Genomic DNA, 13,108 nt, shown 5'->3' on the forward strand with positions numbered 1-13,108 from the left:
TGGTCCGTGTGGTCCGTGTGGTCAACTCGGCTCACTCGATCGAGTGAGTTTCACATCAGCTTCACTGGGTCGGGACGGTACCGCATGACGCAAGGGGAGGAACTGCCTCCGGAGACATTGGCCGGTTAGGTTGCACCCATGAGCGAGGAAGTACGGATGATCGCCTGGGTGCGCGGGCACGTCCAGGGCGTGGGTTTCCGCTGGTTCACCAGGGCGAAGGCGCTGGAGATCGGCGGCCTGAGCGGTTTCGCCGTCAACCTGGGCGACGGTCGGGTCCAGGTGGTCGCCGAGGGGGCGCGGGAGGGATGCGAGGGACTCCTCGACTGGCTCCAGGGCGACGACACGCCCGGCCGCGTCGACGGAGTCACCGAGATATGGGACACACCTCGCGGCGGTTACGACGGCTTCGCGATCCGCTGAGAGTGCTCGGCGCGGTCCGCTCCACCGCCCCGGCGGAGCGGACCGCGGGCGCTCTCCGGTATGAAAACTCCCTGGTGGTTGCCAAGAACGGCTCGTCGTGGCAGGCTCGCGCAAGAGGATGATCGCTACGCCCTGAGACCCCGCAGGTGAGATCGCGCCGCCGCTTTTCCGGCCCGCGCCCCCCGGGGACGCCCCTCAATACGGGGCGTGATCGTGTTGACCGTCAAACTTTTTGGTGAGACGCTGAAAGCCCCGCGCACCTTAGCTGTTTGGCATGTAGCAACGCCAGAGCAACACTTGAGAGTGTCAAGCACCGCTGGTGCGATCCCTCACGACCCACACCGATTCGGTCGGTCACTCAGTGTGGAGGACCATCCATCATGGCAAAGGCGCTTCTCGGTTACGTCGGCGGCTCCGACCCTCGACTCCTCGCCGAGATGCGACGGCTCCAGCAGCGTGTACAGGACCTGGAATCCGAGCTCGGACGGATCCAGGCCGAGAACGACGCGCTGACGGCTGCCGCTTCTCACGACAGGATCATGGAGAGCATCGACGCACACCAGGCGGAGCCTGCGCTCACCTGATCGCTGCACTGCTCCACGACGGCACACGCAGCGGTCGGGCCGCCCGTATCAACCGCTAAGTTGTCATCAGAGTTGCAAGGGACGCTTCGGCGTCCCTTCTTTCTTCCCCTGCGGTTCCCCCGCGCGTGCTCCCCTCTCTTCAACGTCTGGTGTGCCCTGCATGTTCATGCGCGAAACCGTGCGGTTGCGCATGTTCGTGGAGTGGGGTAGCGGCGGACGGTAGAGTCCAACGGCGTGCACCTCAAGGCGCTGACCCTCCGCGGGTTCAAGTCGTTCGCCTCGGCGACCACGCTCCGGCTGGAGCCGGGGATCACCTGCGTGGTCGGCCCGAACGGCTCGGGCAAGTCGAACGTCGTGGACGCGCTCAGCTGGGTCATGGGCGAGCAGGGAGCCAAGTCGCTGCGCGGCGGCAAGATGGAGGACGTCATCTTCGCCGGCACCACCGGGCGTCCTCCGCTCGGCCGGGCCGAGGTGTCCCTGACCATCGACAACTCCGACGGGGCCCTGCCCATCGAGTACGCCGAGGTCACCATCACGCGGATCATGTTCCGCAACGGCGGCAGCGAGTACCAGATCAACGGGGACACCTGCCGGCTCCTCGACATCCAGGAACTCCTCTCCGACTCCGGCATCGGCCGCGAGATGCACGTCATCGTCGGCCAGGGCCAGCTCGACTCCGTCCTGCACGCCGACCCCATGGGCCGCCGCGCCTTCATCGAGGAGGCGGCCGGCGTCCTCAAGCACCGCAAGCGCAAGGAGAAGGCGCTGCGGAAGCTCGACGCGATGCAGGCCAACCTCGCCCGCGTACAGGACCTGACCGACGAACTGCGCCGCCAGCTCAAACCGCTGGGCCGGCAGGCGGCGGTGGCGCGCCGGGCCGCCGTGATCCAGGCGGACCTGCGCGATGCCCGGCTCCGCTTGCTGGCCGACGATCTCGTACGGCTGCGGGAGGCGCTCATGACCGAGATCGCCGACGAGGCCGAGCTGAAGCGGCGCAAGGAGGCCGCCGAGCAGGAGCTGCGCGAGGCGCTCCAGCGCGAGGCCCTGCTGGAGGACGAGGTACGGCGGCTCACGCCCCGTCTCCAGCGCGCCCAGCAGACCTGGTACGACCTCTCCCAGCTCGCCGAACGCGTCCGCGGCACCATCTCGCTGGCCGACGCCCGCGTGAAGAGCGCGACGTCCGCGCCCCCCGAGGAACGGCGGGGCCGCGACCCCGAGGACATGGAGCGCGAGGCCGCCCGCATCCGCGAGCAGGAGGCCGAACTGGAAGCCGCCCTGGAGGCCGCCCGGCACGCGCTCGACGACACCGTCGCCCATCGCGGCGAGCTGGAGCGCGAACTCGCCGTCGAGGAACGGCGGTTGAAGGACGTCGCCCGCGCCATCGCCGATCGCCGCGAGGGGCTCGCCCGGCTCAACGGGCAGGTGGGGGCGGCCCGTTCACGCGCCGCGTCCGCCCAGGCGGAGATCGACCGGCTGTCCGCCGCCCGCGACGAGGCCCAGGAGCGTGCGGCCGCGGCGCAGGAGGAGTACGAGGCGCTCCAGGCCGAGGTCGACGGCCTCGACGCCGGCGACGCGGAGCTGGGTGAGCGGCACGAGGCCGCCAAGGACCGGCTCGCGGAGGCGGAGGCCGAACTGACGGCGGCGCGGGAGGCGGCCACCGCGGCGGAGCGCAGGCGCGCCGCGACCCAGGCCCGGCACGAGGCGCTCGCGCTGGGCCTGCGCCGCAAGGACGGCACCGGCGCGCTGCTGGAGGCACGGGACCGGCTCACCGGACTGCTCGGTCCCGCGGCCGAACTGCTGACGGTGCCCCCGGGCCACGAGGTGCCGCTGGCCGCGGCCTTCGGCGCGGCGGCCGACGCGCTCGCCGTGACCAACCCCGCCGCGGCGGCGGAGGCCATCCGGCTCCTGCGTAAACAGGACGCCGGCCGGGCGACCCTGCTCCTGGCGGGAGCGCCGGAGGACCCGGCTCCGCCCGCCGCCGACAGCCAGCAGGGCTTCCCCTTCGCCGCCGACCTCGTCCGCGGTCCGGCCGAACTCCTGCCCGCCGTACACCGGTTGCTGCGCGGGATCGTCGTCGTCGCCACCCTGGAGGACGCCGAGGAACTCGTCCACGCCCGCCCGGAACTGACCGCGGTCACCGCCGAGGGCGATCTGCTCGGGGCGCACTTCGCGCACGGCGGGTCCGCCGGGGCGCCGAGCCTGCTCGAAGTGCAGGCCTCCGTGGACGAGGCCGCGGCCGAGCTGGACGAGCTGGCCGTACGGTGCGAGGAACTGGCCGGGGCCGAGCACCGGGCGGCCGCGCGGCGCACGGAGTGTGCGGCCCTGGTCGAGGAACTGGGGGAGCGGCGCCGGGCCGCCGACCGCGAGAAGTCGTCCGTCTCCCAGCAGCTCGGCCGGCTCGCCGGTCAGGCACGTGGAGCCGCGGGCGAGGCCGAGCGGTCCACCGCCGCGGCGGCCCGAGCGCAGGAGGCGCTCGACCGGGCCGTACAGGAGGTGGGGGAACTGGCCGAACGGCTGGCCGTCGCCGAGGAGATGCCGGTCGAGGAGGAGCCCGACACCTCGGCCCGCGACCGGCTCGCCGCCGACGGCGCCAACGCCCGCCAGACCGAGATGGAGGCCCGCCTCCAGGTCCGTACGCACGAGGAACGGGTCAAGGGGCTCGCGGGCCGGGCCGACGCGCTCGACCGGGGTGCCCGCGCGGAACGCGAGGCACGCGCGCGGACCGAGCAGCGGTGCGCCCGGCTGCGGTACGAGGCGGATGTCGCGGCGGCCGTCGCCTCAGGAGCGCGCCAGTTGCTCGCGCACGTCGAGGTGTCGGTCGGCCGGGCCGAGCGGGAGCGCGCCGCCGCCGAGGCGGCCAAGGCGCTCCGGGAGCAGGAGCTGGCCACCGCCCGCACCACGGGCCGTGATCTGAAGGCCGAACTCGACAAGCTGACCGACTCCGTCCACCGGGGCGAGGTGCTCGGCGCGGAGAAGCGGCTGCGCATCGAGCAACTGGAGACGAAGGCACTGGAGGAGCTCGGGGTGGAGCCGGCGGGGCTCGTCGCCGAGTACGGTCCGCGGCAGCCGGTGCCGCCGTCGCCCCTGGCCGAGGGCGAGGAACTGCCCGAGGACCCGGAGGACCCGCGCAACTTGCCGCGTCCGTTCGTCCGGGCCGAGCAGGAGAAGCGGCTCAAGGCCGCCGAGCGGGCGTACCAGCAGCTCGGCAAGGTGAACCCGCTCGCGCTGGAGGAGTTCGCGGCGCTGGAGGAACGCCACAAGTTCCTCAGTGAGCAGCTGGAGGACCTGAAGAAGACGCGCGCCGACCTCCTTCAGGTGGTGAAGGAGGTCGACGAGCGCGTCGAGCAGGTCTTCACCGAGGCCTACCGGGACACGGCCCGTGAGTTCGAGGGCGTGTTCAGCAGGCTCTTCCCCGGCGGCGAGGGCCGGCTGGTCCTGACCGATCCCGACAACATGCTCACCACCGGCGTGGACGTCGAGGCGCGTCCGCCGGGCAAGAAGGTCAAGCGGCTCTCCCTGCTCTCCGGCGGGGAGCGGTCGCTGACGGCCGTCGCGCTCCTGGTGTCGATCTTCAAGGCGCGGCCCAGTCCCTTCTATGTGATGGACGAGGTCGAGGCCGCCCTCGACGACACCAATCTCCAGCGGCTGATCCGCATCATGCAGGAGCTCCAGGAGGCCTCGCAGCTGATCGTGATCACCCATCAGAAGCGCACGATGGAGGTCGCGGACGCGCTGTACGGCGTCTCCATGCAGGGTGACGGCGTCTCGAAGGTCATCAGTCAGCGGCTCCGCTGACCCACTTCACCCGGTCGGACGACCACTTCTCCTACATCAATTTCAAGAAGTGAAGCGAAGGCGCGTCGTTCTATCTCGAACGTCACAGTCGACGGGCTATTGACTTCGAAACTTGAAGGCATAGTCTCTGCAACGTTGCTTTTACCTTCAGGTGTGAGCGGCGCGCTCCTGTGCGCCACTGGAAACCTGAAGGGGCTTGCCCCCCACCCCGGCAGCGTTGCCGGTGGCCCGAGGAGTTTTACGTGACCAGCACAGCGCAGGCACCTCAGCCAGGAGCCAGGACGGCCCATCCCGAGCATCTCGGGCACGTCATCTTCATCGCGGCGGCGGCCGCGATGGGCGGCTTCCTCTTCGGCTACGACAGTGCCGTGATCAACGGAGCCGTCGAGGCCATCCGAAGCCGTTACGACATCGGCTCCGCGACCCTGGCCCAGGTCATCGCCATCGCACTGATCGGCTGCGCCATCGGCGCCGCGACGGCGGGTCGCATAGCCGACCGCATCGGCCGCATCCGCTGCATGCAGATCTCCGCCGTCCTCTTCACGGTCAGCGCCGTCGGTTCCGCGCTGCCCTTCGCGCTGTGGGATCTCGCCTTCTGGCGCATCATCGGCGGTTTCGCCATCGGTATGGCCTCCGTCATCGGCCCCGCCTACATCGCCGAGGTCTCCCCGGCCGCGTACCGCGGACGCCTCGGCTCCTTCCAGCAGGCCGCGATCGTCATCGGCATCGCCGTCTCGCAGCTGGTCAACTGGGGCATCCTGAACGCCGCCGACGGTGACCAGCGCGGTCAGCTCCTGGGTGTCGAGGCCTGGCAGGTCATGCTCGGCGTCATGGTCATCCCGGCCGTCCTCTACGGCCTGCTCTCCTTCGCGATCCCGGAGTCGCCACGCTTCCTGCTCTCCATCGGCAAGCGCGAGCGCGCCCGAGAGGTGCTCAGGGAGGTCGAGGGCGACAAGGTCGATCTGAACGCCCGCGTCGTCGAGATCGAGCACGCCATGAAGAGCGAGCACAAGTCCACCTTCAAGGACCTGCTCGGCGGCGGCTTCTTCTTCAAGCCGATCGTCTGGATCGGTATCGGCCTCTCGGTCTTCCAGCAGTTCGTCGGCATCAACGTCGCGTTCTACTACTCCTCGACGCTGTGGCAGTCGGTCGGCGTCGACCCGACGGAGTCGTTCCTGTACTCCTTCACGACGTCGATCATCAACATCGTCGGCACCGTGATCGCGATGATCTTCGTGGACCGCATCGGCCGCAAGCCGCTGGCGCTCATCGGCTCCGTCGGCATGGCGCTCGGCCTCGCCCTGGAGGCCTGGGCGTTCTCGTACCACCTGGTCGACGGCAAGCTCCCCGCCACGCCGGGCTGGGTCGCGCTGGTCGCCGCTCACGTGTTCGTCCTCTTCTTCGCCCTGTCCTGGGGTGTGGTCGTCTGGGTCTTCCTCGGTGAGATGTTCCCGAACAAGATCCGCGCCGCCGCCCTGGGTGTGGCCGCCTCCGCGCAGTGGATCGCCAACTGGGCCATCACCGCGAGCTTCCCGTCACTGGCCGACTGGAACCTCTCCGGCACCTACGTGATCTACGCGATCTTCGCCACGCTCTCCATCCCGTTCGTCCTGAAGTTCGTGAAGGAGACGAAGGGCAAGGCGCTGGAGGAGATGGGCTAGCCCCACTCTCTCCGCAGACTCGAGGAGCCGGGCCAAGTCCCCGCTGCCCGCTCCTCGACCCCCGTAAGCCGTACTGCCCCGGTTCACCGAGTGTGAGCCGGGGCAGTACGGCTTTTTCGTGCAGTTCCGGTGGGCGCGCGGCATCACGGGGTCTGTACCTCGGTCGCGGCGATCGCCTCACCGGACCTGGCCGGTGTCATCGGCTGCCGGATGACGGTGCCCTCGAACGCCATGCCGTACGTGACCGACGCCGGTCCGGTCGCTGGCCAGGGCGAGATCCTGGTCGCGGGCATGGTCGACGTGCCGCCCTTCGACCACGAGGCGCTCATGACGGCGCTGCGGTCCCGGAGTTCGTGCGGGGGGCCGCTGGTGAAGGCCGGGATCGTCCGGTACGAGGTCGATCTGGCCGCCCGCACCCGCCTGCACCCACCCACCACGGCAGGTCCCCCGTACATGAGCCGTCCCCCGCACCCGGAGCGGACAAGCTCCAGTGCGGGGGACGGCTTCGGCGTGGTGGGGGTGCGGGTCGCCGGGGTCAGGCGGCTACCGCCACCGGCTCCTGGGCCGGCTCCGGCTCCGAGGTCTGCACGGCCGGCTTGGGCAGTACGACGTAGAGCAGGCCCGAGACGACGATGGCCACCACCCAGCCGAGGCCGTACTGGCCGACCGGGTTGTTCGAGGCGAGCGGGCCGGTGAACCAGTCGGACTTGGTGAACACGAGCCCCGTGCCGAGGCCGAGCGCCCAGGCCGCGATCGCGGCGGGGGAGAAGCCGCCCCGGTACCAGTAGGCGCTGGTGCGCGTGGTGTCGAGCAGGGCCTTCGCGTCGTACTCCCTACGGCGCAGCATGTCCGCGCCGAACACGCCCACCCAGGCCGAGAAGGCCACCGCGAGCATCGACAGGAAGGCGATGAAGGCGCCCATGAAGCTCGTGGCCACCAGCATCAGGAAGCCGCCGAGGAGCAGCGAGATCACCGCGTTGACGGAGACCGCCCAGTGGCGCGGGATCCGGATGCCGAGGGTCTGCGCGGTGAAGCCCGCCGAGTACATGGACATCGAGTTGATCAGCAGCATGCCGACCACGGCGATGAGGAGGTAGGGCACCGCGAGCCAGAGGGGAAGGATCTTGCCGAGGAAGGAGACCGGGTCGGTCGCCGTGGCGAGGTCCGGCGTCGAGGACGCCATCACGGCGCCCATGAGCACCATGGGGAGGACGACGATCCCGGCGCCGCCGACCGTGTTGCGCACGATCGCCGCCGACGAGGCCGTGCGCGGCAGGTAGCGGGTGAAGTCCGGCGCCGCGGGCACCCAGCTGATGCCGCCCGCGGCGATCAGGCCGATGCCGGCGATCAGCGAGGCCGTGGAGCCGGCGCTCTGCCCGAAGACCTTGCCCCAGTCCGTGTGCACGGCGAGATAGCCGAGGACCAGGACCGAGAAGCCGCCGAACAGCCAGGTCGCCCACCGGTTGCAGCGCTGGAGCGCACCGATGCCCAGGCCGGAGATCGCGAACGTCGCGATCACGAAGAACAGCAGCGTGGCGACGATCAGGGCGGTGTTGGTCCTGATGCCGCAGACGATGTCCAGCACGGTCAGCAGCGCGTACGCGCCGGTCACCGCGTTGATCGTCTCCCAGCCCCAGCGGGCGATCCAGATCAGGGAGCCGGGGAGCAGATTGCCGCGCTGGCCGAACACCGCGCGGGACAGTGCCATGCCGGGCGCTCCGCCGCGCTTGCCGGCGATGCCGATCAGACCGACCAGGCCGTACGACACGACGGGCGCCGCGACGCCGACCACGAGGGCCTGCCAGAAGTTGAGGCCGAACGTCACGGCCAGGCTCGCGCCCATGGTCAGCAGCAGCACGCTGATGTTGGCGGCGATCCAGGTGGGAACAAGACCGCGGGTCTTCGCGGTGCGTTCGGTGTGGGGGACCGGTTCCAGGCCGCGGGTCTCCAGGCCGGAGGGTTCCGAGGGGACGGGGGGATTCTCGAGGGCGCCATCGTGTGGGGCGGTGGTGCTCATAGTGAAACATCGTACGTTAGTCCGACTAATGTCCCAAAAATCCAGAGTTGTTTTGGAGGAAGCTACGAAGAACTGGGTTGTCGGACCGGACGCGGAGCCACGAAAACAGCGCTCCGGTGGCATGCGGAAATTCCCCTTCCACAGAGCAGCGGTCCGCGAGGGGCGGCGATGGATACTGGACGGGTTATGGAAACCGTCATCCTTGCTGTAGTCATCGCCGTGGTCGTGCTCGCCGCGATCGGCGGGCTCGTCGTCGGCGGCATGCGCAGGAAGTCGCTGCCCCCGCCGCCCCCGTCGGCACCCGACCTCACCGCGCCCCCGGCCGAGCCGCATGTCGGCGACGAGGCCGAGACCCCACGCGACGAACCGACCCGGACGATAGAGGAGGTCGACCTCCCCGGCGGCTCGGCGCCGACCGCGGTCGAGGAACCTCCCGTCGTCGAAGAGCTCCCGGTCCCCGAACTCGAGGTCCCCGAGCCCACCGCCGGACGCCTGGTCCGCCTCCGCTCCCGCCTCGCGCGCTCGCAGAACGCCCTCGGCAAGGGCCTGCTCTCGCTGCTGTCCCGCGAGCACCTCGACGACGAGACCTGGGAGGAGGTCGAGGACACCCTGCTCGCCGCCGACGTCGGCGTGCAGCCCACCCAGCAACTGGTCGAGCGCCTGCGTGAGCGCGTCAAGGTGCTCGGCACCCGCACCCCCGACCAGCTGCGCGCGCTGCTGCGCGAGGAGCTCCTCAAGGTGATCGGCCCTGACATCGACCGCACGGTCAGGACCGAGCCGGAGGCCAGCAAGCCGGGCGTCGTGATGATCGTCGGCGTCAACGGAACCGGCAAGACCACCACCACCGGCAAGCTCGCCCGCGTCCTCGTGGCCGACGGCAACAGCGTGGTCCTGGGCGCCGCCGACACCTTCCGTGCCGCCGCCGCCGACCAGCTCCAGACCTGGGGCGAGCGGGTCGGCGCCCACACCGTGCGCGGCCCGGAGGCCGGCGACCCCGCCTCCGTCGCCTTCGACGCGGTGAAGGAGGGCAAGGAGCTCGGCGCCGACGTCGTGCTCATCGACACGGCCGGCCGTCTGCACACCAAGACCGGCCTCATGGACGAGCTCGGCAAGGTCAAGCGCGTGGTGGAGAAGCAGGCGCCGATCGACGAGGTGCTGCTCGTCCTCGACGCCACCACCGGCCAGAACGGCCTGATCCAGGCGCGCGTCTTCAGCGAGGTCGTCGACATCACCGGCATCGTGCTCACCAAGCTCGACGGCACGGCCAAGGGCGGCATCGTGATCGCCGTCCAGAACGAACTCGGTGTGCCCGTCAAGCTGATCGGCCTCGGCGAGGGTGCCGACGACCTGGCGCCCTTCGACCCGGAGGCGTTCATTGACGCCCTTATCGGAGACTGACGCGGCCACGAACCCCGCAGCAGCCGAAGAAGCGCCCGCCCCCGTCTGACCGACTGGGCGGGCGCTTCGTTCGTGTACGTCTCCCGAGTGTGTAGGTCTCTCGGGACTGAGCCCCTGTGCTTGCTCAGGCTCGCGACCGGTGCGCCACGTAGGCGAGCGTTCCCAGGAGCAGGCGGGCCGCCGGCGGGCGGGTCGCCGAGTCCAGGGCGGGGGGCCCAGGCCGCCGCCCGGCCGCCCCGTCTGACCGACGGGGGCGGGGGTTTCATTCGTGTACGTCTCCCGAGTGTGTAGGTCTCTCGGGACTGAGCCCCTGTGCTTGCTCAGGCTCGCGACCGGTGCGCCACGTAGGCGAGCGTTCCCAGGAGCAGGCGGGCCGCCGGCGGACGGGTCGCCGAGTCCAGGGCGGGGGGTCGGAGCCAGCGCACCGGGCCGAGGCCGCCGCGGTCCGAGGGCGGCGCCGTGATGTACGTACCGGGGCCGAGTCCGCTCAGGTCCAGGGTGTACGGATCGTCCCAGCCCATGCGGTAGAGCAGCGCGGGCAGCTCAGCGGCGGCGCCCGGGGCGACGAAGAACTGGGCGCGGCCGTCCGGGGTGGCGGTGACCGGGCCGAGGGGGAGGCCCATGCGCTCCAGGCGGACCAGCGCGCGGCGCCCCGCGGCCTCGGCCACCTCGATCACGTCGAAGGCGCGGCCGACCGGCAGCATCACCGCGGCGCCGGGGAACTCGCCCCACGCCTTCGTGACCTCGTCGAGCGTCGCGCCCGCGGACACCGGTGACGCGAACTCCAGCGGATGTGCGCCCGGCGCGCGGCAGTCGGCCCGGCCGCACGAACACGCGCCCGCCGCCGCCCGCGCGCCCGGTACCACGTCCCAGTCCCACAGCCCCGTGAACTCGGCGACGGCGGTGCAGTCCGACGAACGGCCGCGTCGCCGCGCGCCGGAGCGGATCTCGCGAAGGCCGCCGATCGTGAAGTCCATGCCCCCTCCAACGGGTCCAGCGCGCCGGTGGTTACGACGCGGAGCGGGACGGAAGCGGAACGTGACGTCACGGGTCCGGCTACCCCTCGCCTCCCTGGGAAACGCCTGGCGCCCCGAAGCGTTCTGGGTGGTGAGCCCGACTGCGCGCGCCCCTGAGTGCACCGCTCCGCCTACTTCTCGCCGTCCTATGTCAAGTGAATCGCGCCGCGGCGTCCGTGAGTTCATTCGATGGGGTGGCGAATGGTGGCGTTTCCGGGATCACCATGGCTGGACGGGTGATCGTAGGATTACTTTGAGTGCACAAGACGGTGAGGCACATGCATCCCCGGGTATGCCGGAGGCATCCCGGGATCCCGTTCGAAGAGTGAGAAGTGGCGGACGGGGGGCCGTGGTTCCCGGCATTCTGATAGGGCTTGGCGCACTCGACGACACGTGGTCTCAGGGATGGGGGCGTTCCAGTGGGCGGCAACGGCGGTGGCGGTACGAACGCTGACAAGCGCCCCAATGAGCTGCTCGGCTCGTGGTTCGTGCGCAGCGGCTGGTCGAAGGGCGAGCTGGCTCGTCAAGTGAACCGGCGGGCCCGCCAGTTGGGGGCCAACCACATCTCCACCGACACCTCCCGGGTGCGCCGCTGGCTGGACGGCGAGAACCCGCGCGAGCCCATCCCGCGGATCCTCTCCGACCTGTTCTCCGAGCGGTTCGGCTGCGTCGTCTCCGTCGAGGACCTCGGTCTGCGCGCCACCCGGCAGACACTCTCCGTGTCCGGCGTCGACCTCCCCTGGACCGGCCCCCAGACGGTGGCCCTGCTCAGCGAGTACTCGCGCAGCGACCTGATGCTGGCCCGCCGCGGCTTCCTGGGCACCTCACTGGGCCTGTCCGCCGGGCCCTCGCTCATCGAGCCCATGCAGCGCTGGCTCGTCCCCCCGCAGTCCGGCCCCTGCGCACCGCAGGAGCCGCGGCCGGACTCCGACGCCGCCGAGCGCCGCCGCCCCGGCCGCCTGTCCAAGCCCGAATTGGAGCTGCTGGAGACCACCACGGTGATGTTCCGCCGCTGGGACGCCCAGTGCGGCGGCGGCCTGCGCCGCAAGGCGGTCGTCGGGCAACTGCACGAGGTCACCGACCTCCTCCAGGAACCCCAGTCCGAGCCCACCACCCGCAAGCTCTTCAAGGTCGCCGCCGAACTCGCCGAACTGGCCGGCTGGATGAGCTACGACATCGGGCTCCAGCCCACCGCGCAGAAGTACTTCGTCCTCGCCCTGCACGCCGCCAAGGAGGCCGGCGACAAGCCGCTCGGCTCGTACATCCTCTCCAGCATGAGCCGCCAGATGATCCACCTCGGCCGGCCCGACGACGCCCTGGAGCTGATCCACCTCGCCCAGTACGGCAGCCGCGACTGCGCGAGCCCCCGCACCCAGTCCATGCTGTATGCGATGGAGGCCCGCGCCTACGCCAACATGGGCCAGCCCGGCAAGTGCAAACGCGCCGTGCGGATGGCCGAGGAGAGCTTCCGCGAGGCCGACGAGTGGGACGAGCCGGACCCCGACTGGATCCGCTTCTTCTCCGAGGCCGAGCTGTGCGGCGAGAACTCCCACTCCTATCGCGACCTCGCCTACGTGGCCGGCCGCAGCCCCGCCTACGCCTCCCTCGCCGAACCCCTGATGCGCCGGGCCGTCAAACTCTTCGCCGACGACTCCGAGCACCAGCGGTCGTACGCCCTGAACCTGATCGGCATGGCCACCGTGCACCTGCTGCGCCGCGAGCCCGAGGAGAGCACGCGGTATGCCTCCCAGGCCATGGACATCGCCAAGAAGGTCCGTTCCGAACGCGTGAGCACCCGTATCCGCAAGACCGTCGACACCGCAGCCCGCGACTTCGGCGACCTCGCCGAGATCGTCGGTCTCACCGACCAACTCGCCGTGGACCTGCCCGAGACCGCCGCCCAGGCGGTCTGACCAGCCCCGGTCGCGGCCGGCCCTCCCGAACTGCCCGACTCGGCTCCCCCATGCCAGGTCATCGGAAGGCCGTCCGCGGCCGGTCCCCTTTTTGCGCCTAAACCGGTGCCGCTCTCGCGGACGTGGTTGCCCGCCGTCGTGGTTCCTCAATGGATAGTTGCGGTGCATTTCGCGATGGCGTCGCGAAACGGACACGTAACACCTCGGGAGTCTTCGTCACCCCGGTGAAACACCGAGGGGTCCGAAGCTGAAACCGCGCTGCGCCACGCTCAAGGCGCACCACCGGCCCAGCCCTCACCGAACC

Annotated in this window: 9 protein-coding genes and 1 pseudogene; 6 read left to right on the forward strand and 4 right to left on the reverse strand. The window is 70.5% G+C overall.

The window, feature by feature from the left end:
- The first annotated feature begins 138 nt into the window (after positions 1–138).
- The 4 genes from QFZ74_RS22720 to QFZ74_RS22735 all read left to right on the forward strand — a co-directional run bounded on the left by QFZ74_RS22720 (position 139) and on the right by QFZ74_RS22735 (position 6,460).
- Positions 139–420, forward strand: coding sequence for an acylphosphatase (locus QFZ74_RS22720; protein ID WP_307622652.1), 282 nt, complete (start codon positions 139–141; stop codon positions 418–420).
- A 380-nt stretch (positions 421–800) separates the two neighbouring features.
- A complete protein-coding gene (locus tag QFZ74_RS22725; protein WP_030048901.1) occupies positions 801–1,004 on the forward strand; it encodes a hypothetical protein in 204 nt (67 codons plus the stop codon).
- Between the two features lie 234 nt (positions 1,005–1,238).
- Positions 1,239–4,799, forward strand: a complete 3,561-nt coding sequence (gene smc, locus QFZ74_RS22730) for a chromosome segregation protein SMC (protein WP_307622653.1) — start codon at positions 1,239–1,241, stop codon at positions 4,797–4,799.
- Between the two features lie 242 nt (positions 4,800–5,041).
- The gene (locus QFZ74_RS22735; RefSeq protein WP_307622654.1) at positions 5,042–6,460 is read left to right on the forward strand and encodes a sugar porter family MFS transporter; all 1,419 of its coding nucleotides are present in this window, start codon (positions 5,042–5,044) and stop codon (positions 6,458–6,460) included.
- Positions 6,461–6,603: 143 nt separating this feature from the next.
- On the opposite strand, the gene QFZ74_RS22740 is transcribed toward QFZ74_RS22735, so the two are convergent.
- Positions 6,604–6,876 (reverse strand): hypothetical protein, encoded by a 273-nt coding sequence (locus tag QFZ74_RS22740; RefSeq protein ID WP_307622655.1) that lies wholly within the window; start codon positions 6,874–6,876, stop codon positions 6,604–6,606.
- A 119-nt stretch (positions 6,877–6,995) separates the two neighbouring features.
- Entirely contained in the window at positions 6,996–8,477 is a 1,482-nt protein-coding gene (locus QFZ74_RS22745; RefSeq protein WP_307622656.1) for a cytosine permease, read from the reverse strand.
- Positions 8,478–8,663: 186 nt separating this feature from the next.
- On the opposite strand from QFZ74_RS22745, the gene ftsY reads away from it, so the two are divergent.
- A complete protein-coding gene (ftsY, locus tag QFZ74_RS22750; RefSeq protein WP_307622657.1) occupies positions 8,664–9,875 on the forward strand; it encodes a signal recognition particle-docking protein FtsY in 1,212 nt (403 codons plus the stop codon).
- 124 nt (positions 9,876–9,999) lie between these two features.
- Here ftsY and QFZ74_RS22755 read toward each other — a convergent pair.
- A pseudogene (locus QFZ74_RS22755) lies at positions 10,000–10,086 on the reverse strand (DNA primase); the annotation flags it as partial.
- Positions 10,087–10,195: 109 nt separating this feature from the next.
- Positions 10,196–10,852: a bifunctional DNA primase/polymerase gene (locus tag QFZ74_RS22760; protein ID WP_307622658.1), complete on the reverse strand. Its 657-nt coding sequence runs from the start codon at positions 10,850–10,852 to the stop codon at positions 10,196–10,198.
- A 458-nt stretch (positions 10,853–11,310) separates the two neighbouring features.
- On the opposite strand from QFZ74_RS22760, the gene QFZ74_RS22765 reads away from it, so the two are divergent.
- Complete coding sequence (locus QFZ74_RS22765; protein ID WP_307622659.1) at positions 11,311–12,804, forward strand: hypothetical protein; 1,494 nt, start codon at positions 11,311–11,313, stop codon at positions 12,802–12,804.
- Positions 12,805–13,108: the final 304 nt, after the last annotated feature.

Origin of the sequence: Streptomyces sp. V3I7 (assembly GCF_030817495.1) — a bacterium.
In the GTDB taxonomy this organism is placed as follows: Bacteria; Actinomycetota; Actinomycetes; order Streptomycetales; family Streptomycetaceae; genus Streptomyces.